This window comes from Thioalkalivibrio sp. ALRh (assembly GCF_000381425.1).
Lineage (GTDB): Bacteria > Pseudomonadota > Gammaproteobacteria > Ectothiorhodospirales > Ectothiorhodospiraceae > Thioalkalivibrio.
In genome coordinates, this window is record NZ_KB906519.1 from 590,910 (window position 1) to 617,577 (window position 26,668).

Genomic DNA, 26,668 nt, shown 5'->3' on the forward strand with positions numbered 1-26,668 from the left:
TTGTCTCGCTTGCGCGCCAGTCGGTATCCTCGGCGGGTTATAGACATCAAAGACGAGACAGCGTAATGACTCAGGACGAAATGAAGAAGGCGGTCGCCGAGGCCGCGCTCGAGCGCATCGAAAGTGGCTGGATCGTGGGGGTCGGCACCGGCTCGACCGCGAATTACTTCATCGATGCCCTGGCCGGTATCAAGGGCAAAATTGACGGCGCTGTAGCCTCCAGCGAGGCCAGTGCAGAGCGCCTGCGCGGCCACGGGATCGAGGTCCTGGATCTGAACTCCGCCGGCCCGCTGCCCATCTACGTCGACGGGGCCGACGAGGCGACGCGCCACCTGCACCTGACCAAGGGTGGGGGCGGCGCGCTGACCCGCGAGAAGATCGTCGCGGCGGCCTCGAAGACCTTCGTCTGCGTCGTCGACGAGACGAAGGTCGTGGATTACCTCGGCGCATTCCCGCTGCCGGTCGAGGTGATTCCGATGGCGCGCAGCCACGTGGCCCGTGCGCTTTCGAAGCTGGGCGGCAATCCGGAGCTGCGCGAGGGCTTCAAGACCGATAACGGCAACGTCATCCTGGACGTGCACAACCTGCGCATCATGAACCCGGTGGAACTGGAGTCCGAGCTGGACCACATCGCCGGCGTGGTCACCAACGGCCTGTTCGCCCGCCGCCCGGCGGACGTGATGCTGGTCGGCTCGCCCTCTGGCGTCGAGGAAATGACCGCCTAGTGAGCGAAACCGGCAAGTGGCTGATCGTCATCGGCGGGCTGATCGTTCTGATCGGCCTGCTGTGGCCCTGGCTGGGCAAGGTCCCCTGGGGTCGTCTGCCGGGCGACATCGTGATCGAACGCGAAAATGCCCGCTTCTATTTCCCGATCACGACGATGATCATCGTAAGCGTGGTGATCTCGATTATTCTCGCACTGTTTCGGCGTTAGCCACGCAACAAAAAGGCCGGGGATGTCCCCGGCCTTTTTGTTTGTGAGGGCCATGCAAAGCGGCTCTCGGCCACAGTCGCTAGCGCGCCATGACCTCGTCGTAGAAGCGCTGCAGGCCGCCTTCCAGGAAGTAGTAGTCATCCACCCCGCGTTCTTCCAGGTGGTACTGCAGCCAGCGAGCCTGCTGCCCGTACTGGTCGAAGATCAGCAGGGTCTGCTCGTTGCGCCGGGCCTGGTCCACGATACGGTCCAGGGCGCTGATGTCCGACAAGGGCGCGCCGACCTCGCGGCCACCAAACAGCGAGATCTCGTCGCGTTCGCCGCGGCTGCGGATATCCACGACCACGACATCCTCACCCTGGCGGGCGCGCCGGGAGAAGGCGTCGGCCGCCAGCACGCGGGCCTCGAAGTCGTCCCCGCTGATCAGTTCGTCCTCGGCCTCGTTGGCCGGCTCACCACGGAAACGAGCCAGCCCTGGGTAGCGCTCGACCCAGTCCTGCATCCCGGCGTCATAGGCCTGGGCCGAAGCCACGCCGAGCTCGTTGGCGCGCGCGGCGGCGCGATAGCCGGCGTAGCTCTGGCGTCCGTTGCAGTAGAACACCAGTGGGCTGCCATGTTCCTCTTCCAGCGCCAGGATCTGCTGATCGAAGTCTTCGCTGTCGAGATCGACGTGATGAGCGCCCTCGATATGCAGGATGTCGTATTCCAGCCGGGGGCGAACGTCGACCAAGGTGGAGCCCGACAACTGGCCGCGCAGGTCGAACAGATCCACCGCCTCGACCCCAAAGCGCTCATAGAGCGGGCGGCCCGGGAATTCCACAAAAGGTTGCTGGGCCGAGGCCACGATGGGCGCTCCGGCCAGACTCAGGCACAGGGCCACCAGGGCCACTCGGGGGCGAGCGAAACGAACGATCATGCGAACTCCCTTGGTTGACGATGGGCGTCCGCGAACTGCGGCCCACGAATCGCCCCTTTAGCCCTCCGGGTCCCGACCCGGAACGCACATCGCACGATGCACGTTTTGGCAGGGTACCCGGTTGCCCCGATTGTAGCCAACCATACGCGGCTTTCCAGGCGCGGGCCTTGCCGCCCGTCCTGGCGCCGCAGCGTCGCCCCTACAGGAGAACCTTCTCGATGCCGCCCTCGCGCGCCCGGTCGATGAAGTCCTTCTGCCAGCCGTCGCCCATCAGGCGATTGGCCATCTCGACCACGATGTAGTCGGTATCCATGCCGGTGTCCTCGCGGTAGCGCGACAGGCCCTGCTGGCAGGCCGGGCAGGAGGTCAGCAGCTTCACGTTGCCGTTTTCGGCCTTGTCCTCGCCGGTAAGCTGGCGAATCCCCTTGTGCAGTTCTTCCTGCTTGCGGAAGCGTACCTGGGTCGCGATATCCGGACGGCTGACCGCGAACGTGCCCGCCTCGCCGCAGCAGCGGTTGGACTGCAGCACCTCCTGCCCCAGCAGCTTGGCGGCCACATCGGTCGGCTTGTGCGACTTCATCGGCGAGTGGCAGGGGTCGTGGTACATGTACTGCACCCCGTTGAGCCCCTCCAGCTTCACGCCCTTCTCCATCAGGTATTCGTGGATGTCGAGCAGTCGGCAGCCCGGGAAGATGCGCTCGAACTCGTATTTGAGCAGCTGATCCATGCAGGTGCCGCAGGAGACCACCACGGTCTTGATGTCCAGGTAGTTCAGCGTGGTCGCCACGCGGTGGAACAGCACCCGGTTTTCGGTGGTGATCTGCGAGCCCTTGTCGAAGTCGCCATTGGAGTTCTGCGGATAGCCGCAGCACAGGTAGCCCGGCGGCAGCACCGTCTGCGCCCCGACGTCATAGAGCATGGCCAGTGTCGCCAGCCCGACCTGACTGAACAGGCGCTCGGAGCCACAGCCGGGGAAATAGAACACCGCGTCCGAGTCGAGATCGGTCTTCACCGGGTCGCGCAGGATCGGCACATAGCGCGAATCCTCCAGCCCCAGCATCTGACGGGTGGTCTGGCTCGGCAGACCGGCCGGCATCGGCTTTTTCACGAAGTGCACGACCTGTTCGTGCATCGGGGCCTTGCCGGTGGTCGAGCGCGGGCGCTTGCCCTCGCCGGTCAGGTTGAGCTTCTTGAACGCGTAGTGGCCGAGGCGCTGGGCGGCATAGCCCATCTGGATCGCCCCCTTGCGGATGCCCTTGATCTTGGACGGATCCTTGGTGTTCAGGAAGGCCATGGACATCATCGTCGCCGGCGTGGCCTTGCGCTTGCCCTTCTTCTTCAGGATCGAGCGCATGTGCATGGTCACGTCGCCGAAGTCGATGTCGACCGGGCACGGATTCAGGCACTTGTGGCAGATCGTGCAGTGGTCGGCCACATCGTTCATCTCGTCGAAGTGATGCAGCGACAGCCCACGCCGGGTCTGCTCCTCGTAGAGGAAGGCCTCGACGATCAGCCCGGTGGCCAGGATCTTGTTGCGCGGCGAGTAGAGCAGGTTCGCGCGCGGGACATGCGTGTTGCACTCCGGCTTGCACTTGCCGCAGCGCAGGCAGTCCTTGATCTCGTCGTTGAGATCGCCCAGCTCGCTCTGCTCCAGGATCAGTGCCTCCTGCTTCACCAGGCGCAGGGACGGCGTATAGGCGTTGGACAGCCCGGAGCCCTCGAGCAGCTTGCCGGCGTTGAACACGCCATTGGGGTCGACCTGCTTTTTGTACTTCGCGAACGACTCGATGCGTTCGGGCTCGAGATACTGCATTTTGGTCAGCCCGATCCCGTGCTCGCCGGAGATCACGCCATTCAGCTCGCGCGCCAGGCGCATCACGTCATCCACCAGACGCTCGGCCTGGTGCATCATCTGGTAGTCGTTGGAGTTGACCGGGATGTTGGTGTGCACGTTGCCATCCCCGGCGTGCATGTGCAGGGCGATGAACAACCGGCTGGTCAGCACGCGGTCGTGGATCGCGCCCAGGCGCTTGCGCACCGACTCCATCTGGTGACCGTCGAAGATCTCGAACAGCGGGCGCTCCACCTCCGCACGATAGGAGATGCGCAGGCTGCGTCGCAGTAGCAGGTTGATCAGCTTGTCGTGGTCACGGCGATCGGCGCGGGCGGGTTCGTCCAGCAGCTCGTCGCACTCGGAGGCCAGCGTAAAGTAGTTGTCCGCGATCGCCTTCCAGCGCTTCTGCACCGCCTCGAGCTTCTCGACCGCGCGTTCGCGCTTGGCCTCGAACCACTGCTGCCCTTCGCCACCGGTGTCCTCCAGTAGCTCGCGCAGCTCGGGGTGGTCGCCGCGCATGCACTCCAGCACCTCGTCGATCATCGCCAGCTTGTTCTTCAGCGATTCGCGCACGTTCAGGGTCTCGATCCCCTCGGTGTACTCGGCGAGCCGCTCCAGCGGGATCACCACGTCCTCGTTGATCTTGAACGCGTTGGTGTGGTGGGCGATCGCGGCAGTGCGCGCGCGATCGGCCCAGAAACGCTTGCGCGCCTCCGGGCTCACGGCGATGAAGCCCTCGCCGTTGCGGGCGTTGGCCGCGCGCACCATCTTGGCGGCGAGCTGGCCCAGGGCATCCTCGTTGTCGGAGACAATGTCGGCGATCAGCACCATCTTCGGCTGCTCGCCACGGGCACCCTTGGGGGTGTACTTGACGGCGCGCACGTAGCGCTCGTCCAGGTGCTCCAGACCCGCCAGCAGGACGTCGTCCTCGGCATCCACCGCATCCTTGATCTCGACGATCGCCGGAACCGCCTGATGCAGATCGGTACCGTAGAACTCTAGGCACACGGTGCGGATGTTGTCCGGCATCCGGTGCAGGATGAACTCGGCCGAGGTAATCAGGCCGTCACAGCCCTCTTTCTGGATGCCCGGCACGCCCATCAGGGTCTTGTCGGTCACGTCCTTGCCCAGACCGAGCTTGCGGAAGCGTGCACCCGGCATCTCCAGCGTCTCGGGTTCGCCCTTGGGGGTGCGACCGTCGGGGCCAAAACGTGTAATGCGAAAGCGCACGGTCTCGGCATCATGGATCTTGCCGAGGTTGTGGTCCAGGCGCTCGACCCGCATCCAGTCGGCCTCGGGGGTGACCATCGTCCAGGAGGCGAGGTTGTCCAGCGCGGTCCCCCAGAGCACGGCCTTCTTGCCCCCCGCGTTCATGGCGACGTTGCCGCCGATGGTGGAGGCGTCCTGCGAAGTGGGATCCACCGCGAACACGAGTCCATTCTCGGCGGCCAGCTCGGAGACGCGCTTGGTCACCACGCCGGCCTCCACACGCACGACAGCCACGTCCTGATCGACACCCGGGAGCGGACGTCGCTCGACCGGACCGATCCCTTCGAGCTTTTCGGTATTGATCACGGCGGAACGCTTGGACAGCGGCACCGCACTGCCGGTATAGCCGGTACCACCACCACGCGGGATCACGGTCAGGCCGAGTTCGATACAGGCGGCGACCAGCGGCCCCATTTCGTCCTCGGAATCCGGCGTCAGCACGACGAACGGCAGTTCCACGCGCCAGTCGGTGGCGTCGGTGACGTGGGAGACGCGGGCCAGGCCACCGAACTGGATGTTGTCCCTGTGCGTCAGGCCCTTCAGGCGTTTGCGCACACGCTCGCGCAGCTCCAGCGTCTGCTGGAACTCGTCGGAAAAGGCCGTGACCGCGGCCTGGGCACGGCGCGCCAGCGTCAGCGCCTTCTCGTTGCCGTCAGCACGCTTGCGAATCTGGTCCAGGCGATGCTGCATCGCATCGATCAGCGACTTGCGGCGCTTCTTGTCGTCCAGCAGGTCGTCCTGGATATACGGGTTGCGGGCGACCACCCACATGTCGCCGAGCACCTCGAACAGCATGCGCGCAGAGACACCCGTCTGGCGTTCCCCACGCAGTTCGTTGAGGAGGTCCCAGGTATCGGAACCCAGGAAGCGGATGACAATTTCGCGGTCGGAGAATGAAGTGTAGTTATAGGGTATTTCTCGAACGCGTTCGGCGGTCATTGAGGCTTGGCCCCCCCGATCAGAATGAGCGCAAAGAGTAACGGCTCCGTGCGGGATGCGCACGAAGTCGCACTCTTCGTCCATGCTTTTGGGCACCAAAGTACCTGCCGATCCCCGCGCCGTTCGGTACCCGGCTTCTGGTTACCCGGCGTTACAGGTAGGTCAGCAGCCCCACCGCACCGATTACGATCAGGTAGATCGCCACGATATAGTTCAGCAGCCGGGGCCAAACCAGAATCAGGATGCCCGCACCCAGCGAGAGGATGGCCGTCAGCAGGCCGGGGTCAATATGCAGCGTCATGCGGATGCTCCTTTGCCGGGCTCGACGGCCCGGCATACCGCGAGTGATCGAGATCAGAAGAGTTTTTCTTCCATCTCCAGATAAACGGCATTGGCGTTGCTGCGATTGGTCTGCTCGAAGGCCGGCAGGTCCTCATAGTCGGACCAGTCCATCGCCGCATAGGCCTCGTCGAAGGAATCCATATTCTCGACTGCCGCGCCCATGTGTTCACGCAGATACGCGATATAGTCACGGGTGAACTTCACCGCGCGAGCTGCCTCGTCGGTGGCGTCGCCATGCCCCGGGACCAGGAACTTCAGGTCCATCTCCATCAGTTCTTCCAGACGTTTGACCCAGTTTTCCGAGTCCAGCGCGTCATCACCCATGAACGGGATGCGGCCGTCGAACACGATATCGCCGGCAAAGACCACGCCGGTCTCCTCCACCACCATGATGATGTCATCCGGCGAATGGGCCGGGCCTGCGTGCACGCAACGAAACGTCTTGCCGCCCAGCTTGATCACGTACTCGTCATCGAAGAACTCGTCCGGCGGGATGATCTGGGTGTCCTCGTCGACCCAGGGAGCCAGCACACCTCGGCGCTGCTCGAGCCGTGCGGAGGCCCCGGGGCTGTCAAGATAGTCCTGCGCGCGCGACTGGCCGATGATCTTCGCGTCCGTGTGATCGGCGAAGGCCTGCAGGCCATAGATGTGATCCGCGTGGTAATGCCCGGCAATCACGTACTTGATCGGCTGATCCGTTACCTCCTTGATCCGCCGGATCATCTCGAACCCGAGCGGCGGCGTCCCCAGGGCGTCGTAGACCACCACACCCTCGTCCGTCACCACAAAGCCGGCGTTCGAGGTATGCCCCTCGTTGTCCGGGTCCGGGATTCCGGATATCCCGATCATGTACCAGGTATCCGCGCCCTCGACCTCGTGGGCGGTGGTATCGACGCTGACCGGCTCGTAGGGGTTGTCAGGTACCGACATGGACTCTCTCCTCTCCTGTTTTTTTGGTTTTGTCTGGCGCACATCGAGTCGACGTTCGCGCCATTCCTGAAGGGTTCGACGCAGAGGGGCCGCAAGAATTCCCGCTGGATGCGGGTGGCGGGGCGCCGATCAGGGGAGTGTAGCGAGTTTGGGACGCGGGGAGGGAAAGCCAGCGGCAGAGATCGCCGCATCGCCATGCTCGACCCGCAAGGGCCGATAGCGGCTCCAGGCGGGGATGGCTGGGGGACCAGGATGATTCGGCGGCTACGCCGCCTCACCCCTTCGGGGCTGCACGCGCAGCGCGCGTGCAGTGCTCCGCTTCGCTGCGCCGAACCTTCCAGGTTCGAACCCCGGACTCGCTCAAATATCCATAGAAAAGGGCCCCGCGAGGGGGCCCTTCTCTGAAGTAACGACCAGTCCAAAGCAAATGGCGGTGAGCCCCGTCGAGGGGCACACCGCCATGGCTGGGGGACCAGGATGATTCGGCGGCTACGCCGCCTCACCCCTTCGGGGCTGCACGCGCAGCGCGCGTGCAGTGCTCCGCTTCGCTGCGCCGAACCTTCCAGGTTCGAACCCTGGGCTCGCTCAAATATCCATAGAAAAGGGCCCCGCGAGGGGGCCCTTCTCTATGGATGGCTGGGGGACCAGGATTCGAACCTGGGTTGACGGAGTCAGAGTCCGTAGTCCTACCGCTAGACGATCCCCCAGTAAACCGGGTGCCGTACGCGCCGGCACTCGAGCGCGGTTTAGCGCTTCGAGTACTGGGTCGCGCGGCGAGCCTTGCGAAGGCCGACCTTCTTGCGCTCGACCTCGCGGGCGTCACGGGTCAGATGACCCCCACGACGCAGCGACGGGCGCATCTCTTCGTTGTACTGCACCAGCGCACGAGCGATGCCCAGACGAATGGCCCCGGCCTGGCCGTTGCCGCCTCCGCCTTCCACGGTCGCGATCACGTCGAAGTTCTCGGTGGACTCGGTGGCCTCCAGCGGCTGACGCACGACCATGCGCGAGGTCTGACGGCCGAAGAACTCGTCCAGCGGCTTGTCGTTGACCGTGATGTTGCCCGTACCCGGGCGCAGGAACACGCGGGCCGAGGAGGTCTTGCGACGGCCAGTGCCGTAGTATTGATTGGTAGCCATACGGATCGATTTCCCTTGCTGTTTAGCCGTCAGATGTCGAGCGGCTGCGGCTGCTGCGCGGTGTGGCGATGCTCGGTACCGGAGTACACCTTGAGCTTCTTGAACATGGCGCGGCCCAGCGGGTTGCGCGGCAGCATGCCCTTCACGGCGAGCTCGAGCACCTTCTCCGGATGACGGTCAATCATCTGGTTGAAATTGGCTTCCTTGATACCACCCGGGTAGCCGGTATGGCGGAAGTACATTTTGTCGCTGGCCTTGTTGCCGGACACGCGAATTTTTTCCGCGTTGATCACGACGATGTAATCGCCAGTGTCCACGTGCGGCGTGTAGACGGGCTTGTGCTTCCCGCGCAGGCGACGCGCGATTTCCGTGGCGAGGCGGCCCAGGGTCTTGTCCGCGGCGTCGACCAGGAACCAGTCGCGTTCGACTTCAGCCGGCTTGGCGCTGATGGTGCTCATGTCTTGATGCTCCGATGTCGGGGCGATTCAGAAAGCGCGCAAGAATAGCGCTTCCCGGCGTCTGATTCAAGCGGCGCGCGGATTAATCTGCACGCCCCACGAGAACCTGTGCGCGATCACACCCATGAGATATCCCGTAATAGAAAACAATAAAAAGGCCGGCACGAAGGCCGGCCCTTTCTGGACCCGGGCGCGAGGCCCGGGGTCCGGAGCGGGGATGGATTACATCTCCGCTTCGGCGCGCTCCTGGACTTCCTGCATCAACTCGGGATCGTTCTGCAGAGCCATGGCCACTTCGTTGTATTCCTCGACGGACATGCCGGCGTCTTCAACAGCGCTGACCATTTCGTCCTGGGCTTCCTGCTGCATGGACTGGGCCTCGGTTTCATCCTCGGCTTCCTGCAGGCGGTTGGCGAAGTCTTCGCGCACTTCCTGGACGGCCACAAAGGCACCCACGAACGTGTCGATATCTTCTTCGCTCAGGTCCACTTCAGGGGCCTGCTGAGCGGGCGGCGCACCAGCAGCACCACCTTCCGGCGGAGCGCCACCTTCAGGCGGCTGACCACCCTGGGCACCACCTTCCGGCGGCTGGCCGCCCTGCGGCGGAGCACCACCTTCGGCACCACCCTGCGGCGGGGCACCTTCGGCGCCACCCTGGGCACCACCACCCATGTCGCCGGTCTGCGCGGTCGCCACGCCACCGATCGCGAACATGGAAGTCAAAGCAAATGCGAGTGCGGTCTTGCGAAAGCTCATAATGTCTACCTCTTCCTCTGGGTGAAAAAACTCGAGGCTCCTGCCTCAGAGATGGGGGCCGGGCAGACGAACACTGCCCGGCTTGCCCGTTAGCCCCTTACCAATCCGGGGCGTCGTCTTCGTCGTCGTCATCATCGCCAGCCGGGGCTTCAGCGCCGCCCGCCTGGGCCATCTGCGGCATACCGCCTTCGCGGTCGTCATCATCATCGTCCGCGGGCGGGGCAGCCGGCTCACCAGCCTGAGTCATCTGCGGAGGCATACCGCCGTTGCCCTCGTCCTCGTCGTCATCCGCGGGCGGAGCAGCCGGCTCACCGGCCTGGGCCATTTGCGGAGGCATGCCACCACCCTCACGATCCTCGTCGTCATCATCGGCCGGCGGCGCGGCAGGCTCACCCGCCTGGACCATCATCTGGGGCGGCATGCCACCCTGTTCTTCCTGCGCCTCTTCTTCATCCGGCGCCTCGGCACCTTCGCCCATGGCTTGGGCGGCGCTCAGACCACCGAGGGCAAAAAGGGAACTCATCGCGATTGCTAGAGCAGATTTACGAAAAGTCGACATTGTGCTTCTCTCCTTCATTTAAGGTTTCAGCACAGTCAACGGAACGGCTCGATTGGCTTTCGGTTGACTGCACCCAAGGAATTAGCAGAAGCCGTGCCAAAAACGACCCAAAAAGAACAACAAACTAATAATCAATGCTTTACGAATACCCAAAGGGCCTGCAGGTGGGCCTGGATCACAATGAGATGCGGGTCAAAACGACACATGGGTCAGGGCGACCCGGGTCAGTACGGCCCATCAGGGGCTGGGAGGGGTGAAAAGGGTCACGTTAGAGCCGACCGTGAACGGTGGAGAGGCGCCGAGCAGAGGCACTCGGGAAACACTGATTAATGTACACACTCGCGTTGGTACCCCAGGTTTTCCGAGACCAGGCGCGGTGCGCAGCAGATAACGCCGGTCACGAATCCGACTCGCTCTCGCCCAGCTTGCGATAAAGCGTCTTGCGGCCGATCCCCAGGATACGCGCGGCGCGCTGCTTGTTGCCCTCGACATGCTCCAGGACCCGATGCAGATAGGCCTGCTCCACCTCGGCGAGGCTGGGCCAGTGGCTGTCATCACCGGCGCCCGGTATCGGCAGGTCGGCTCCAGAGACATTCCCGGACGATTCACCCGAGCCGCTAGCGGCCCCGGACTGGCGCACACGCTCGGGCAGATCGCGTAGCTCGATCACCTCCCCGGATGCGAGCGTCGCCGCGCGTTCCATCAGGCTGGCCAGTTCGCGGACGTTCCCGGGGAAGCCGTAGCGCAGCAGGGCACGCATGGCCTCCGGGCTGAGTTCGCGCACGGGCAGCCCGCGCGCCAGCGCCTGCTCGCGCAGGAACTGCTGCGCCAGGCGCTCGATGTCATCACCGCGATCGCGCAGGGGCGGGATCTCGATACGAAAGGTCTCGAGACGGTAATAGAGGTCCTCGCGGAACTGCTCGTGACGAATACGCTCCTGCAGATCCTGGTGGGTGGCGGCCACAATGCGCACGTCCGTCTCGATCTCCTCGTTGGAACCCACCGGCCGGACACGCCCGTCCTGCAGCAAACGCAGCAGCTTGCTCTGCATGGCCACCGGCATCTCGGCGATCTCGTCGAGGAACAGTGTGCCGCCGTCGGCCTCGGTAAACAGGCCACGCCGCGCGCCCTTGGCGCCACTGAACGCCCCGGCGACATGCCCCAACAACTCCGACTCCAGCAAGGTCTCCGGGATGCCCGCACAGTTCAGCGCGATGAATGGGCCATCGGCGCGGGCACTCTCCGCATGCAGCGCGCGGGCCACCAGCTCCTTGCCCGTCCCCGATTCGCCGGTGATGAGTACGCTGCCATCGGCCGCGGCGATCCGACGGATCAGGTCATGCAGCTTGAGCATCGCCGGGCTCTTGCCCTGCATGCCATGAAAGCTCTCGTCGCCCGCAAGGACCTCGCGATACTGGCGTACCTCGGCCCGAAGGCGGCGGGCCTCGGCCACCCGTTCGGCCGCCAGACGCAGATGCTCCAGATCGACGGGCTTGGTCAGGAAGTCGTCCGCACCCGCCTTCAGCGCCGTCACGGCCTGATCGATCGTGCCGAAGCCCGTGAGCATGATGAACCCGGGCACCGGCACCGTGTCGCGCGCCACCTCCAGCACATGGAAGCCATCGGCACCGGGCAGTCGCAGATCGCTGACCACCAGGGAAACCGTTTGCTGCCGCAGGACCTGCTCGGCCTCCTCGGCCGTCTCCACCGCAGTGACCGCGTAGCCCACTTCGGCCAGCTCTTCGGCCAGGAGCTCGCGATGGCCCCGGTCGTCTTCGACGACCAGCACGCGATTGTTCAGCTCGTCACCCCGGGCCATGCTCATTCCGCTCCTCCACCTGTTGCGTGCCCGTCCTGGACCGACTCCGCCCCGGACGGTTCCGATTGCCTGTCGCGACAGGCGCCGGACGCGAGCGGGAGCGTGACCACAAAACGCGTGAGCTGCGGATCGTTGCGATCCAGCCTTACCTGGCCACCATGGTCCTCCAGCGCCACTTGTGCGACCGCCAGCCCCAGGCCGGTCCCCTCGCCCGTCGGCTTGGTCGTAAAAAAGGGCTCGAACAAGCGCTCAGCCTGCTCATCGGAGATTCCGCGCCCCGCGCGCGGGGCATCGTCCGCAATCACACATTCGAGCGTGTCGCCCTGGCAGCGCCAACTCACCCGCACACATTCGGCAGCAGCCTGCGCAGCGTTGTCGATCAGATTCTCCAGCGCCTGCCCCAGACGCAACCGGTCCGCCGCCACCGTCAACGCCCCGCCATCCAGATCAAAGCGCACCTGTTCGCGCCCTTTGCCACGTTCCTGTACGCGCGCCACGATCTCGCGGACCAGGCCCTGCAGCTCCAGCGGGCGCTGCTGCAACGGATTCCGGCGCGCGAAATCCAGGAGCTGGCGGACGATGGTCTCCACGCGCTCGAGCTCCGCCTGCAGCTCCTTCATCTCCTTGTGCGCGGGGTCGTCCGCGGGCAAGCGCCGCGCGGCACGCTGGGCCCGGCCGGCGATAATACCCAGAGGTGTCCCCAGCTCATGCGCGACCCCGGCCGCCAGTTGACCAATGGCAGCCAGCTTTTCCGAGTGGCGCAGCTTTTCCTCGAGCCGTGCCTGCTCCTCGCGCTGCGCCTGCAATGCCGCCTCTGAGGCCTCGCGGCGCTCCAGCATCCCGTTCATCGTGATCGCCAGACGGCGCAGTTCCCAGGGTCCCTTCTCCGGGGCGCGCAGTCCCCGCTGCCCGTCGCCAATATCTCGCATGGCACCGATCAGGCGCGCCACATGACGCCCGACCGCTCGATGGTGACCAATCAGGACCACCAGCAAGAACAGCACGCTGACCGCCAGCATCACCATGCCCCCCTGCCAGCGCAGCTGCGACACATAGGCCCGGAACGGCGAGACGTCACGCGTCACCTGCAACAGGCCGACGATCCGCCCGGCGGAATCCGACAGTGGCAGGAAGAACGAGAAGACCTCGCGCCCCTGATGTTCGTCGAAGGCGCCAAGGCTGCCCGTCTCGCTGATCGCCTGGGCCTCGCCCGGGTGGCGAATGGTGGGGCTGGGCGGCCCGCTGGTGGCGACCATGTCGCCCTGGGCGTCGTAGACGTAGACGCCGAACACCTGATCGATCTGGAACAACGAGTCCAGCGACTGCTGCACCGTGGTCACGTCCTGGTCAATCATCGCGGTGGCCACAGGCAGGCGAATGGAACGCGCAACCAGCTCGATATCGGCCTGCATGCGATTTTCCATCTGCGTCTGGAACTCCTGCAGCCCGAGCGTCACCGTGCCGCCGACCACCAGCAACAGGGGCAGCAGGACAAACAGCAACACCGCATTGCGCAAACTGTTCAGACGTGTGGGCATCAGGCGTTCGGGGATCCGGACATCGCCGTCATGTTAGGCAGGGCTTTGTCGGGATGCGAATTCCGGGCAAAAAAAAGCGCGGGTCGAAGCCCGCGCCAAGAAAACCACCAAAGGAGGATGGAGGAGTCTGCTGACGCTACCAGGGGGGGGGCAGCAATCAGCATATGCAAATCTTCTAATATAGCGATCTTCTTGTCAAGCAGCCTCGTACGCAGGGGGTCGTACTCTTGGGCTGCTCCGCTCGACCGCTTTTTCTAAAGATCTGCACACCCTTTAAGACGCAGGCGCGCGCGTTCTATTCCCGAATTCCCGTCACGAATCAAAAACGGGCACAATCCGCGTTCTCGTCACCGATCTTCACAGCCCATATGCTCCAGCACCTGAGCCACCCCGTTACCGCACTCGCGCAGAACGCCACCTTGATCTGGTGCGACCAGACCCGCGCCGCCGCCTGGGTAGACCCCGGCGCCGAGGCCGACACGCTGATCGAGATCGCACGACGGCAGGATGTCCGGCTGGACTGCATCCTGCTGACCCATGGCCACCTCGATCATGTCGGGGCCGCCGCCGAGATGGCGCGCCGCTGCAATATCCCGATCCTGGGCCCTCAGGTTGAAGATGCCTTCTGGCTCGATCAGCTGCCGATGCAGTGCCAGATGTTCGGTTTTCCCGAGATGCCTGCGCTGGTTCCGGATCGCTGGCTGCACGACGGCGAGAATCTGCAGCTGGGCGAGGTCACGCTCGAGGTGCTGCACTGTCCGGGGCACACCCCGGGTCATATCGTGTTCTTCGACCGCGAGAGCCGCCTCGCCCTGGTGGGCGATGTCCTGTTCCATGGCGCCATCGGCCGCAGCGACTTCCCGCGCGGCAACGGGCCGCAACTGATCGAATCCATCACCCGGCGCCTCTGGCCGCTGGGCGACGATGTGCGCTTTGTGCCCGGCCACGGCCCGGAGTCGACGTTCGGGGAAGAGCGCCGCAGCAACCCTTTTGTGGGCGATGCCGCTCTCGCTGCTGGCGGTCAGCCCGGGCGCGGACGCTATTATTGATGCGTCTCGCTGCGCTCAACGCATCCTACGAGTAACCAGCCTCCCAACGAAGAAGGCCGCCCTGTCGGCGGCCTTCCGCGTTCCTGCCCCTGGTGCTGGAGGTGAATCAGCTGTTCGCACGCAGCGACGCGATGCGCTCCTCGATCGGCGGGTGGCTCATGAACAGCTTCTTCAGCCCCTGGGCCATGCCCCCGCGAATGCCAAAGGCCGCCATCTGATCGGGCATGTCCACCTGGCGCCCGGAGGCGCGCGCCAGCGACTCCAGTGCACCGATCATTTTTTCGCGTCCGGCCAGCTTCGCTCCCGCCTCGTCGGCCCGGAACTCGCGCTGGCGCGAGAACCACATGACGATGATCGAGGCCAGGATCGCCAGGATGATCTCCGTCACGATGGTGGTAATCCAGAACGCCGGGCCATGACCGGACTCGTTCTTGAACACCACGCGGTCGACGAAATGCCCAGCCACACGCGCCAGGAAGATCACGAAGGTATTCACCACGCCCTGGATCAGCGCCAGCGTGACCATGTCGCCGTTGGCCACGTGCCCGACCTCGTGGCCCAGCACCGCCTCGACCTCGCCCTGACCCATGCTTTGCATCAGCCCGGTGCTGACCGCAACCAGCGCATTGTTCTTGCTCATGCCAGTGGCGAAGGCATTCGGGTCCGGCGAGTCATAGATGCCCACCTCCGGCATGCCGATCCCGGCCTCACGGGCCTGGCGCTGAACGGTCTCCAGCAACCACTGCTCGGTGGCATTGCGCGGCTTGTCGACGACGTGGACCTTCATGGTCTTCTTGGCCATCCACTTGGAGATGGCCAGCGAGATAAAGGACCCGCCAAAGCCGAACACCGCGGCAAAGATCAGAAGCGCATTGAGGTCGAGGTGGACCCCCTCCTCGTCGAGAATGCGCTCCACACCCAGCAGGCGCAGGGTGATACTGAGCACGATGATGATGGCGAAGTTTGTCGCCAGAAACAGCGCAATACGTTTCATGAAGCCTTCCTGTACCCCATCAGTCGGAATCGGTGGATGCGTATTAAATGGTTGCCACGCGCCGGAATTCAAGGCTCGCCGGCGGTATTTCATCACCACCGGCGGGATACCGCGCCGCTTTAAGGAAACACTGATGAATATACACGCTCGCGTTGGTACCCCAGGTTTTCCGAGACAAGGCGCGTCGTGCAACGGGTAGTGGTTCTACCCGCCCGCTTTTGATTGATTCGGGGCGCAACGCAGGATCGGGGAACCTGGGGTGCCAACCCCGAAGCGTGGGAACAGCGGCGTTGCGCCTCCTTTGTGCAGAATGACTGCACGGCAGTCACCGCGCCTTGTTCGCACGCAAAAGCGACGAAGCAGCGAGCGTGTATATTCATCAGTATTTCCTTAAGGACCACATTCCGGCGCTGCGGTTCCCAGCCCCCAACCCTGCCGGCCCCCTCCCATCAACGCCATTCTTCCCGCATACTGCCAGGCCATTCCTACGGTCCCGGCCGATGCCCTCCGCACCCTTGCCCGAAAACGAGCAGGCACGTCTGGAGGCAGTGCACCGCCTGCCCCTGGAAACCAGCGACCACGACCTGTTTCGGCCGCTGACGCGGCTCGTCGCGCGCCACTTCGACGTCCCCATGGCCACGGTCACGCTGGTCGACGAGCAATGCCAGTGCTTCATCGCGCCACAGGGTCCGCTCGGGGCCGGCACGGAGCGCAGCATCTCCTTTTGTGCACACGCTCTGGCCCGGCCGGATGAACTGCTGATCATCGAGGATGCCACCGCAGACCCGCGTTTTACCGACAACCCGCTGGTCCTCGACGAGCCCGGCATCCGCTTCTACGCCGGGATCCCGCTGACACCCGAGCCCGGGCTTGCAGTCGGCAATCTGTGCATCATCGACACGCAACCACGCCGCTTCCGTTCAGAGGAGGCGACGGATCTGCGCGAATTCGGCGAAATCGCCACCTCGTTGCTGCGCGAGTACCTCGCGCGCCGCGACCTGGGGCACAGCCGCAGCGCACTGGATGCTCAGGGCCAGCGTCTCGCCGCCGTACTCGAAACGGCCGCGGCCGGCATCATCCAGATCGACCACACTGGCCATATCGAGCAGTTCAATTCGGCGGCCGAACGACTGTTCGATTACCCGGCGGATCAAGTCCTCGGGCACAACGTATCCATGCTGATGCCGTCACGCTGGGCCCACGAACACGACGACTACCTGCGTCACTACCGCGAAACGGGGCAAGCGCGGGTGATCGGCAGCGGGCGCGAGGTCGAAGGGCTGCGCCGCGACGGTTCCACCTTTCCGATGCAGCTCGCGGTCAGCGAGGTTCGAATCGAAGAGCAGCCCCACTACATCGGTATCGTCACGGACCTCACCGACCTGCGCGAGAGCCAGCGCCGCGAACTGGCGGAGGCCGAACGGGCCAATCGTGCCAAGTCCGAGTTTCTCTCAAACATGTCCCACGAGCTGCGCACCCCACTGAACTCCATCCTGGGGTTCTCCCAGCTGATGCGGGCCGACCGGGCCCACCCACTGCCCGAGCGCCAGCAGCGCCAGGTCGAGCACATCGAGCGCAGCGGACACCACCTTCTGGCCCTTATCAATGACATCCTGGACCTGTCCCGCATCGAGGCCGGGCAAATCGCGTTGTCACTGGAGCCTACGGATCCCGCCATGACCCTCGCGGAGTGCCGCGGCATGATCGAGGGCGCGGCCAGCGAACGGGGCATCCAGCTGGACTTTCCGCCTCCGGAACCCGCCCTGCCCGCCGTACAGGCCGACCGCACACGGCTCAAGCAGGTACTGCTGAACCTGTTCAGCAATGCGATCAAGTACAACCGCGACGAGGGCATCGTGCGCGTCCACGTGACCCCCATGCCCGACGGACGCGTGGAATTCCGTGTCCGGGACACCGGCCTGGGGATCCCCGAAGACCGCCGCGCCGAACTGTTCCGGCCCTTCAGCCGCCTCGGGCACGAGACCGGCGCCATCCAGGGCTCCGGAATCGGACTGGTCATCACTCGGGAGCTGGTGCGACACATGGGTGGCGAACTCGAATACCGAAGCCAGGAGGGCGAAGGCACGGAATTCTTCTTCACCCTGCCCATGACCAGCGCCGCCGAGCGTCCAGCGACCCAGGAACACACAACCCGGTCGCTCGACGATGCACCGAGAACGGACTTGTGCCGGCGGGTGCTGTATGTCGAGGACAATCCAGCCAATGTCAGCCTGATGCAAGAGATCCTGGCGCTTCGCGACGGGATCGAACTACAGACGGCGGGAAGCGCTGAGGAGGGCCTGATGCTCGCCCGGGAGAACCCCCCGGATCTGGTGATCATGGACATCCACCTGCCCGGGATGAGCGGGACCGCGGCCGCCCGCCTCCTGCGCGCGCGTCCGGAGACCCGGGAGGTCCCGATCATCGCCCTGAGTGCCGATGCCACGCGTGAGGCCGTCGATGACGGGAACCAAAACCCGGATTTTGTGACTTACTTCACGAAGCCCTTGGATATAGCGCGGTTCCTCGCGGCCCTCGACCCACTGCTCGAGCCTTCCGCGAGTCGCACGGACGCCGATGATTACACCCGCTGACAGCCCCCGCGATGCCCGCATTCTGATCGTGGACGACAACCGGATGAACGTGGATCTGCTCGGGGCCATCCTCGAGGGGGCCGGGTTCCGGGATGTCGCCAGCGAAACCAGCGGGGAACGCGCGGTGGAGCGCTGGCGCGAAGAACCCTTCGACCTGGTGCTGCTGGACATCCGCATGCCCGGTATCGACGGCCACGAGGTGATGCGCCAACTGAACGGCGACCTGGCGGAGGGCGACTGGCTGCCGGTCATCGTCCTGACCGCGCAGATCGACCCCCAGACCCGGGAACAGGCCCTCGCCGCCGGGGCGCTGGATTTCATTACCAAGCCGTTCAACACCACCGAGGTGGTGCAGCGGATCGACAATCTCCTGCGGGTCCGGGCGCTGCACAACGCCGCCCACGATCGCGCCGAAGACCTGTCGCGCAGCCTTGCCGACCGTGTGCGCACCCTGCAACGCACCGAACAGGACCTCGAGCACCTGGCCCACCACGACCCGGCTACCGGCCTGCCAAACCGGCATTCACTGCTGCGTTTCATTGACGGGACCATCGAGACCGGCAGCGCCCTGGACCTGGTCATGGTGCACGTCCGTGGTCACGAGGCAGTGGAACGTCTTGAGGGCTATGCCGCGGCCGACCTGATGCTGCGCGAGATCGGCCAGCGGCTGCGCCTGGCCCTGGAAGATCAGACCCCGGGGCGAGTACTGTGCGGCATCTGGGGCAGTTCCACATTGCTGCTCGCCGTGGCCAGCAGCGAGAGCATTGCCACCAGCACCCTGCAGGACTGCCTGGATGCCTCGATGGCGCACCTGCGCCTGGGGCGCTACGAGATCACCCCCAGTGCCTCCGCCGGACACGTCCGGGCCCCCGATCATGGTCGCGACACTGAGGAACTGATCCGCCGGGTCTCGCTGACCCTGGCCAAGGGCGAACGCCGCGGGAGCGAGTGGCTCAGCTTCGACCCCGTACTGGAGCAGGCTGCACGCCGACGCCACCAACTGGAATACGGTCTGACGGTCGCCCGCGAGCAAGACCAGTTCCACCTGCTTTACCAGCCAAAGATCGAGCTCGCCAGCGGCTGCCTGGTCGGGTTCGAGGCCCTGATGCGCTGGGAGCATCCGCGTCTTGGGCTCATCTCGCCGGCGGAGTTCATCCCGCTGGCGGAGAACACCGGGCGTATCGCCGAGCTGGGAGAATGGGCCCTGCACGAGGCACTGGCCGCCGCCCGCCGCTGGCGCGAGGCCAGCGGGCACTGCCCGCCGATCGCGGTCAATGTCTCCACCCAGCAATTCGCCGCCCTGACCCGATCCGGCAGATCGCTGGTGGATGCAGTGGAAAGCGCGCTGAAGGCCAACGGCCTGAACGGCAGCGCACTGGAGATCGAGATTACCGAGACTGCGGTAATGCACGACGTGGACGCGGCAGTAGAGGAACTTCGGGCCCTTAGGGCCCTCGGGGTATCGATCGCGATTGATGACTTCGGTACCGGCTACTCATCGCTGGCGTACCTGCGTCGCCTGCCGGTTACGGCCATCAAGATCGACCGCAGCCTGATAGACGGCGTATCCGCGAACCCGAGCATGGACACTCTGGCCCGCGCCATCCTGTCGGTGGGGCGCGGGTTCGGCCTGACCACCGTCGCCGAGGGCATCGAGACCGAGGCCGACGCACGACACCTGGCGAAGCTCGGATGCCCGATTGGCCAAGGATACCTCTACCACCGCCCGCTCGCCGAGACGGACGCAAGCGGTCTGCTGGGCCGAGCCTGCGCCTGACATCCAGCCGCTCCCCCGCGCTTGGCGGTAGACGGCCACGCTTGCCAATCAGGCGCTGCGCACTTCCAGGCGATCGGCGTTCTGGTAGCCGCGCGGCAGCTGGCGCCCGCGCCGGGCGCGCTCGCCCACGTACTCCGCCCACTCCGTCGGGGCCAGCGCCTTGAAGCGCTTGCCGGCATGCACGACCAGGGTGTCCTGCGGGCCCAGCACGGCCACGCCGAGCACCCGCTCGGAGCCGTCCTTGAGGGCGGCGGACGGGATGCCAATCAGCTTGTTGCCCTTGCCGCGCGCCAGTTCCGGCAGCTCGGTGGCCGGGAACAGCAGCAGGTAGCCACGCGTGGTGACGACGGCGATGTGATCCTCGTGCGGGTTGCGCACCGAGGCCGGCTGCAGCACGGCGGCCCCGTCAGGCACGGTCAGCACGTTCTTGCCCGCCTTCTGCCGGCCCAGCAGATCACCCAGCTTCGCGACGAAGCCGTAGCCGTGATCCGAACCCAGCAGCCAGCGATCTTCCTCCGCCCCGGTGGCCAGGCCGACAAAGCGCGCGCCCTCCGGCGGGTTCACACGGCCGGACAGCGGCTCGCCCTGCCCGCGCGCGGACGGCAGGGTGTGAGCGGGGATGGTATAGGTGCGGCCGGTGGAGTCGATGAACGCGACCGGCTGGTTGCTGCGCCCGGTGACCGCGGCCTGGAAGGCATCCCCGGCCTTGTAGCTGAGCCCCTGGGCATCCACGTCGTGACCCTTGGCCGCGCGTGCCCAGCCCTTCTCCGACAGCACAATGGTCAGCGGCTCGGTGGGCACCAGCGCGGACTCGTCCAGTGCCTGCGCGGCAGCGCGCTGGACCAGCGGCGAGCGGCGCTCGTCGCCGTAGTCCGCGGCGTCCTTCTCGATCTCGCGGCGCACCTGGGTGCGCAGGCGACGCTCGGACCCAAGGGTCTTCTCCAGCTGATCGCGCTCCTTGGCCAGTTCGTCCTGCTCGCCGCGGATCTTCATCTCCTCGAGCTTGGCCAGGTGGCGCAGCTTCAGCTCCAGGATCGCCTCGGCCTGGATGTCCGACAGGCCAAAGCGGCTCATCAGCTCGGGCTTGGGCTGGTCGTACTCGCGGATGATCGCGATCACCTCGTCGATATTGAGATACGCGATCAGCAGGCCTTCCAGCACATGCAGCCGCGCCTGCACCTTTTCCAGGCGCCACTGCAGGCGCCGGCGCACGGTCTCGATGCGGAAGGTCAGCCATTCGCCCAGCAGCCCGGCCAGGTCGCGCACCTGCGGGCGCCCGTCGAGGCCGATCACGTTCATGTTTACGCGGTAGGTCTTTTCCAGGTCCGTGGTCGCGAACAGATGCGCCATCAGCGCCTCGACGTCCACGCGGTTCGAGCGCGGGGTGATCACCAGGCGGGTCGGGTGCTCGTGGTCGGACTCGTCTCGCAGGTCCTCGACCATCGGCAGCTTCTTCGCGCGGATCTGGCTGGCGATCTGCTCCAGCAGCTTGGCCCCGGAGACCTGATGCGGCAGCGCGGTCACCACGATGTCGTCACCTTCGCGTTCATAGCGCGCCCGCGCGCGGATCGAGCCCTGGCCGGTCTCGTAGACCTTTCGCAGCTCGGCGGGCGAAGTAATGATCTCGGCCTCGGTGGGAAAATCCGGCGCCGGCAGGTACTCGCACAGCTCCGCGACAGTCGCCTTCGGGTGCTCCAGCAGATGCACGCAGGCCGCAGCCACCTCGCGCAGGTTGTGCGGCGGGATGTCGGTGGCCATGCCCACGGCGATCCCGGAACCGCCGTTCAGCAGCACGTTGGGCAGCCGCGCCGGCAATACCTTCGGCTCGTCCAGCGCGCCGTCGAAGTTCGGCACCCAGTCCACCGTGCCCTGCCCCAGCTCGGAGAGCAGCAGCTGCGCGTAGCGCGACAGGCGCGACTCGGTATAGCGCATCGCGGCGAAGGACTTGGGATCGTCCGGCGAACCCCAGTTGCCCTGCCCGTCGACGAACGGGTAGCGGTAGGAGAAGGGCTGCGCCATCAGCACCATCGCCTCGTAGCAGGCCGAGTCGCCGTGCGGATGGAACTTGCCGAGCACGTCGCCCACGGTGCGCGCGGACTTCTTGTACTTGGCCGTGGCCGAGAGCCCCAGCTCGCTCATCGCGTAGATGATGCGGCGCTGCACGGGCTTGAGCCCGTCGCCGATGTGCGGCAGCGCACGGTCCAGGATCACGTACATGGAGTAGTCCAGGTACGCCTTCTCGGTGAAGTCCTTCAGCGGCAGCTGCTCGCCACTGTTGGCGAACAGGCTGGGGGTCTCGATATCGGTCATCGGCTCTCTCGAAGGGCGAATGGATCACCATGGCGGCCTTTTACCGCTCGCCCGGCCCGCGTACTGTAGCGATCACACCGCCACCATTCCATTCCCGGGGAGAATGCCGTGCTGGGTACCGGCTGGATTGCCAGTATCACTGCCGTCGCCGCCTTTGCACTGGCCGCCGCCAGTGTGATGCACGCATTGCTCCAGCGCCGCGAGACCGGGACCGTGATCGCCTGGGTCGGGCTGATCGTACTGCTGCCGGTGGGGGGCTCGATCCTGTACTGGATGTTCGGAGTCAACCGCATCCGCCGCCGCGCCCACGCCCTGCGCGAGGGCCATCTGCTGGTCGACCCCGCGGCGCGCGACGCCGACGGCCCGGGCATTCCGCCCCGCTGGAGTCGCCTGCTGGGCTGTGGCGACCGGCTCGCGCCGTTTCGCGCCAGCGCCGGCAATTCGGTCCGGCCGCTGACCGATGGTGACCAGGCCTACGCGGCGATGCTCGAGGCGATCGACCGCGCGTCCCGCAGCATCACCCTGGCGACCTATATCTTTGACTACGACGTGGTCGGGCAGCGATTCGTGCGCCACCTGAAGGCCGCCCGCGACCGCGGCGTCGAGGTGCGCGTCCTGATCGATGGGATCGGCGCCCGCTACAGCCGCCGCAACACCCTGCGCTTCCTCAAGCGGGCCGGCATCCCGGCCGCCGCCTTCATGCCCGTACACCACCTGCCGCGGACGCTTGCGGCGTTCAATCTGCGCAATCACCGCAAGATGCTGCTGGTGGATGGCGAGCACGGCTTTACCGGGGGCATGAATATCCGTCGCGGCCACAGCGCGAGCGACCCGGGCCCACACCCGATTCAGGACCTGCACTTCGAGGTCCGCGGTCCGATCTGCCTGCAGTTGCAGCGGGTGTTCGCGGAAGACTGGCAGTTCAGCACGCAGGAGGCGCTGGAGGGCCCGCCCTGGTTCCCGGAGGAGACGCGCCTGGCAGGTGCCCAGTTGTGCCGCGCCCTGCCGGACGGCCCCGATGAAGACTTCGAGGTGCTCAAGTTCACCCTGTTGGCCGCGATCGCGGAGGCGCGCGAGCACGTTACCGTGGTCACGCCCTACTTCCTGCCCGACCTGGAACTGCTGGGGGCGCTCAAGGCCGCGGCCCTGCGCGGCATCGAGGTCGATCTACTGCTGCCGGAACGCAACAACCTGCGCCTGGTCGAGTGGGCCGCCCGTCCGCTGCACGGCGAACTCCTGACCCGCGGCTGCCGCATCTGGTTGACGCCGCCCCCGTTCAATCACTCCAAGCTGATGCTCGTCGACGGGGAATGGGCCCTGGTGGGATCGGCCAACTGGGACCCGCGCAGCCTGCGCCTCAACTTCGAGTGCAACCTGGAATGCGTGGACCGCGACCTGGGGCAACAGCTGGCCGACTGGGCCGAGGATCTGCGCTCGCGCTCCCATCGACTGACCCTGGAGGATGTCCACGCCCGCCCCTTGCCCGCTCGTCTGCGCGACGGGGCCGCGCGGCTGCTGACGCCGTACCTCTAGATGCCCCAGCGCGCGCAACCCGACGCTGCTTGTGCTTAACTCGAAAACAGAGAAAGGGATTTCCGCCATTTCAGGGGGTCGATGGTGAATGGTCCATTGATCGCAGCGCTCTATCTGCTCGCCGGGCTGTGTGTCTACGCCACAGCCAGCCACCTGTTGTATGCCGCCCATAGCCTGAGGCGCACGGAACATCTGTTGTTCGCCGCCATGTGCCTGCTGATAACGGGCGCCGCGATCAGCATTGCCCTTTCCTATCAGGCACCGTCCCTTGAGGCCTATACCGGTCCCATCAAGGCGTACTACGCCCTGATCGCCCCCGTCTATGTGCTGTTCGCGGCGTTCATCGCCCGCTATACCCAAACCCCCGCCCGGGGCCTGCTCGCGGCACTGGCGATATTGACGGTTGCCATGTGGGTTGCCAACGCGCAGCAACCGCACGGGCTGCAACTGGGCGAGGTCGCCGAACTACGCACGGTGACCCTCCCCTGGGGCGAGACGCTGGCACTCGCGACGGGAACCCCCAGCCCATGGTTTCTGCTGGGCCTGGCCGGACTGCTACTGGTGTTCGGCTTCGCGATTTGGGCCCTGCTACGCCAGTGGCATCGCGAAGGTGGCAGCGGCCCGCTGGTCCTTTTCGCCGCCATGGCGGTCTTCCTCGCAGCCACCGCCCAGGGCGCACTGGTGCGCCTCGGCGTGCTCGACTCGGTCCCACTGTCGGTATTCGGTTATCTGGGCATGATCCTGGTGATGAGCCTGGTACTGCACCGGGAAACCCAGGAGCGCACCCGCGAGTCCGAACACCGCTTTCGTGATCTGGTGCAACAGGCCCCGATGGCCGTGGCGGTTCTCACGCCCGAGAGCCGGGTGCGCCAGGTGAACGCCGCCTGGGAAACTCTTCATGGACGTGACGGCGAGCGCGTGCGCGATTCCAGCGTGCTGCACCGTCCCGACCCCATCGATGGGCGCATCACCGATGCCATCCGGGCGGCTGCACAGGGCCAGCGTCAGTTGATCGAACCCTTCGCCTGCTACATGGGGGCCGATTCCGCGACGAAGCAGGCGGGCAGCCGCTGGCTGAAGGGGTGCGTGTATCCCCTGAAGAATCACCGGGGTGAGGTACAGGACATCGTGGTGATGCAGGAAGACATCACACTGGCGCGCCGCAGCGAAGACGCACTGCGCGTGATCGCTCAGGGTTTTCGCGCCCACGACCGGGAGAGCTTCTTCCAGAACCTTGTGCTTCGGCTAAGCGAGGTCTTTCGCGCCAACTATGCCCTGGTGGGCATCAACATGGCGGACAGGCCCGGTTACGTCGAAACCGTCGCGCTTTCCCAAGATGGAGAACTCGGGCAGAACATCCACTATGCCCTGGCCAACACCCCTTGCGATGAAACACTAACGAGCGGTCTGTGCGTCTACCCGGATGGCGTTCAGGAACTGTTCCCACACGACCACCTCCTCGTCGAGATGGAGGCACGCAGCTATCTCGGGGCCCCCATGCTCGACAGTCAGGGACGCGAACTCGGACACATCGCGGTCCTGAACCGCTACCCGCTGGACGAAACCGAACAGGCAGCGGGCATCCTCGAGATCTTTGCCGACCGGGCAGCGGCCGAACTCGAGCGACTGGAAGGTGAGGAGCACATCCGGCGGCTCGCCTATCACGATCCGCTGACCGGACTGGCCAATCGGATCCAGTTGCACGACGCCCTAACCCAGGATCTGGACCTGGCACATTACGGGGGCCAGCATGGCGGGCTCATCCTGATCGATCTGGACCATTTCAAGACGATCAACGATGCCCTGGGGCACGCGGTCGGTGACACCGTGCTGGCCGCGGTCGCCGACCGCCTGCGACAGAACGCGCCCGCACAGGCCCTGGTGGTGCGCCTGGGCGGGGACGAGTTCGCCACCCTGATCCATCCCCGGCGCGCATCGCGCCAGGCGATCGAGGCGACGGTCAACGACGCGGCCCAACGGCTGCTGGATGCCCTGCAGCACCCGATCGTGGTGGGAGAGCGCACCTTCAGTGTCGGCGCCAGCCTGGGCTGCGTGCTGTTCCCGGACGCGGGGCAGACCTCATCGGATGCCTTGCGCCATGCCGACATCGCGCTGTACCAGGCGAAACGGGCCGGACGCGGCGGGGTGCAGTTCTACCGCCATGCGCTGCAGGACGAGGCCCGTGCACGGCTGCAGATCGAGGAGGGGCTGCGCCAGGCCCTGGCGAATCACGAGATGCACCTGAGTTACCAGCCGCAGTTCGATGCCCAGGAGAACATGATCGGTGCCGAGGCGCTGCTGCGCTGGACACACCCCGAGCTGGGCTCGGTCGGGCCGGCGCTGTTCATCCCGATCGCCGAGGAGACCGGGCTGATCCACCCTATCGGGACCTGGGTGGTCGAACATGTACTGGAAAATCTGCGGGACTGGCGCGCGCGGGGTCTGCCGCTTCCGCCCCACGTGGCCATCAATATCTCGCCCTGGCAGCTGGCCCGCCCCGATTTCGTCGAGCAGCTCAGGGAGCGCGTGCAGGCCGCCGACCTGGAACCCAGCCGCATCACCCTGGAAGTGACCGAGTCGGGACTGCTGCGTGACCTGTCCGATGCCATTGGGAAACTTCGGGTGCTGCGCGAGTTCGGCGTCCAGGTGGCACTGGATGACTTCGGCACGGGGTATTCGTCTCTGGCCTACCTGCGCGATCTGCCACTGGACGAACTCAAGATCGACAAGTCGTTCATCGATGAACTCGTGGACAAGGGCGAGCAGATGCTCATCGAGAACATCCTCGATATCGGCCACAACATGGGCCTGCGCGTGATCGCCGAGGGCGTGGCCCAACAGACCCAGCGCCAGCGGCTCCTGGCACTGGGTTGCACGCATTTCCAGGGATTTCTCTACGGCCAGCCGATCGCGGAAGACGAGTTCCCGGCCTGGCTGGAACGAAACGCCAGCCCGGCAGCGCAACGCCAGAGCTGACC

Annotated in this window: 19 protein-coding genes and 1 tRNA gene; 7 read left to right on the forward strand and 13 right to left on the reverse strand. The window is 65.4% G+C overall.

All coding sequences use genetic code 11. The features are described 5' to 3' along the window. The first annotated feature begins 65 nt into the window (after positions 1 to 65). Together rpiA and F791_RS0102860 are read left to right on the forward strand one after the other, a co-directional pair. Entirely contained in the window at positions 66 to 725 is a 660-nt protein-coding gene (rpiA, locus tag F791_RS0102855; protein WP_018138811.1) for a ribose-5-phosphate isomerase RpiA, read from the forward strand. Then, complete coding sequence (locus tag F791_RS0102860) at positions 725 to 934, forward strand: DUF2905 domain-containing protein (RefSeq protein ID WP_018138812.1); 210 nt, start codon at positions 725 to 727, stop codon at positions 932 to 934. The genes rpiA and F791_RS0102860 overlap by 1 nt, the downstream gene beginning before the upstream one ends. A gap of 79 nt (positions 935 to 1,013) precedes the next feature. Here F791_RS0102860 and F791_RS0102865 read toward each other — a convergent pair whose 3' ends face one another. The 11 genes from F791_RS0102865 to F791_RS0102915 all read right to left on the reverse strand — a co-directional run bounded on the left by F791_RS0102865 (position 1,014) and on the right by F791_RS0102915 (position 13,433). Next, entirely contained in the window at positions 1,014 to 1,850 is an 837-nt protein-coding gene (locus F791_RS0102865) for a rhodanese-like domain-containing protein (RefSeq protein ID WP_018138813.1), read from the reverse strand. 199 nt (positions 1,851 to 2,049) lie between these two features. After that, positions 2,050 to 5,892, reverse strand: coding sequence for a DUF3683 domain-containing protein (locus F791_RS0102870; protein WP_019592144.1), 3,843 nt, complete (start codon positions 5,890 to 5,892; stop codon positions 2,050 to 2,052). Positions 5,893 to 6,043: 151 nt separating this feature from the next. Continuing rightward, complete coding sequence (locus F791_RS13390; protein ID WP_018138815.1) at positions 6,044 to 6,193, reverse strand: DUF3096 domain-containing protein; 150 nt, start codon at positions 6,191 to 6,193, stop codon at positions 6,044 to 6,046. Between the two features lie 53 nt (positions 6,194 to 6,246). Beyond that, positions 6,247 to 7,164: an MBL fold metallo-hydrolase gene (locus F791_RS0102880; RefSeq protein ID WP_018138816.1), complete on the reverse strand. Its 918-nt coding sequence runs from the start codon at positions 7,162 to 7,164 to the stop codon at positions 6,247 to 6,249. A 633-nt stretch (positions 7,165 to 7,797) separates the two neighbouring features. Further along, positions 7,798 to 7,871, reverse strand: a tRNA-Gln gene (locus F791_RS0102885). 39 nt (positions 7,872 to 7,910) lie between these two features. After that, complete coding sequence (gene rpsI, locus F791_RS0102890; protein WP_018138547.1) at positions 7,911 to 8,303, reverse strand: 30S ribosomal protein S9; 393 nt, start codon at positions 8,301 to 8,303, stop codon at positions 7,911 to 7,913. A 29-nt stretch (positions 8,304 to 8,332) separates the two neighbouring features. Beyond that, positions 8,333 to 8,761 (reverse strand): 50S ribosomal protein L13, encoded by a 429-nt coding sequence (gene rplM / locus F791_RS0102895; protein WP_018138548.1) that lies wholly within the window; start codon positions 8,759 to 8,761, stop codon positions 8,333 to 8,335. Between the two features lie 222 nt (positions 8,762 to 8,983). Continuing rightward, positions 8,984 to 9,517 (reverse strand): DUF4168 domain-containing protein, encoded by a 534-nt coding sequence (locus F791_RS0102900; RefSeq protein ID WP_018174634.1) that lies wholly within the window; start codon positions 9,515 to 9,517, stop codon positions 8,984 to 8,986. A gap of 97 nt (positions 9,518 to 9,614) precedes the next feature. After that, complete coding sequence (locus tag F791_RS0102905; protein ID WP_018174633.1) at positions 9,615 to 10,076, reverse strand: hypothetical protein; 462 nt, start codon at positions 10,074 to 10,076, stop codon at positions 9,615 to 9,617. Positions 10,077 to 10,473: 397 nt separating this feature from the next. Then, complete coding sequence (locus F791_RS0102910) at positions 10,474 to 11,901, reverse strand: sigma-54 dependent transcriptional regulator (RefSeq protein WP_018138550.1); 1,428 nt, start codon at positions 11,899 to 11,901, stop codon at positions 10,474 to 10,476. Next, the gene (locus F791_RS0102915; RefSeq protein WP_018174631.1) at positions 11,898 to 13,433 is read right to left on the reverse strand and encodes an ATP-binding protein; all 1,536 of its coding nucleotides are present in this window, start codon (positions 13,431 to 13,433) and stop codon (positions 11,898 to 11,900) included. Before F791_RS0102915 ends, F791_RS0102910 begins: the two co-directional genes overlap by 4 nt. A 368-nt stretch (positions 13,434 to 13,801) precedes the next feature. Between F791_RS0102915 and F791_RS0102920 the strand changes: the two genes are divergently transcribed. Next, positions 13,802 to 14,482 carry an MBL fold metallo-hydrolase gene (locus F791_RS0102920; protein ID WP_018138552.1) on the forward strand — a complete coding sequence of 227 codons (681 nt, stop codon included), beginning with the start codon at positions 13,802 to 13,804 and terminating at the stop codon, positions 14,480 to 14,482. A gap of 106 nt (positions 14,483 to 14,588) precedes the next feature. Here F791_RS0102920 and htpX read toward each other — a convergent pair whose 3' ends face one another. Beyond that, positions 14,589 to 15,476, reverse strand: coding sequence for a protease HtpX (htpX, locus tag F791_RS0102925; RefSeq protein WP_019592145.1), 888 nt, complete (start codon positions 15,474 to 15,476; stop codon positions 14,589 to 14,591). A 500-nt stretch (positions 15,477 to 15,976) separates the two neighbouring features. On the opposite strand from htpX, the gene F791_RS0102930 reads away from it, so the two are divergent. Together F791_RS0102930 and F791_RS0102935 are read left to right on the forward strand one after the other, a co-directional pair. After that, entirely contained in the window at positions 15,977 to 18,070 is a 2,094-nt protein-coding gene (locus F791_RS0102930) for an ATP-binding protein (protein ID WP_018138554.1), read from the forward strand. Further along, on the forward strand, positions 18,054 to 19,847 hold the full coding sequence (locus F791_RS0102935; protein WP_018138555.1) for a bifunctional diguanylate cyclase/phosphodiesterase: 1,794 nt from the start codon (positions 18,054 to 18,056) through the stop codon (positions 19,845 to 19,847). The genes F791_RS0102930 and F791_RS0102935 overlap by 17 nt, the downstream gene beginning before the upstream one ends. 48 nt (positions 19,848 to 19,895) lie before the next feature. On the opposite strand, the gene parC is transcribed toward F791_RS0102935, so the two are convergent. Next, positions 19,896 to 22,157 (reverse strand): DNA topoisomerase IV subunit A, encoded by a 2,262-nt coding sequence (gene parC / locus F791_RS0102940; RefSeq protein WP_019592146.1) that lies wholly within the window; start codon positions 22,155 to 22,157, stop codon positions 19,896 to 19,898. Positions 22,158 to 22,265: 108 nt separating this feature from the next. Here parC and F791_RS0102945 point away from each other — a divergent pair, with 108 nt between their 5' ends. Together F791_RS0102945 and F791_RS0102950 are read left to right on the forward strand one after the other, a co-directional pair. Further along, the gene (locus F791_RS0102945) at positions 22,266 to 23,690 is read left to right on the forward strand and encodes a phospholipase D-like domain-containing protein (protein ID WP_019592147.1); all 1,425 of its coding nucleotides are present in this window, start codon (positions 22,266 to 22,268) and stop codon (positions 23,688 to 23,690) included. Positions 23,691 to 23,771: 81 nt separating this feature from the next. Further along, a complete protein-coding gene (locus tag F791_RS0102950) occupies positions 23,772 to 26,666 on the forward strand; it encodes an EAL domain-containing protein (RefSeq protein WP_019592148.1) in 2,895 nt (964 codons plus the stop codon). Positions 26,667 to 26,668 lie beyond the last annotated feature (2 nt).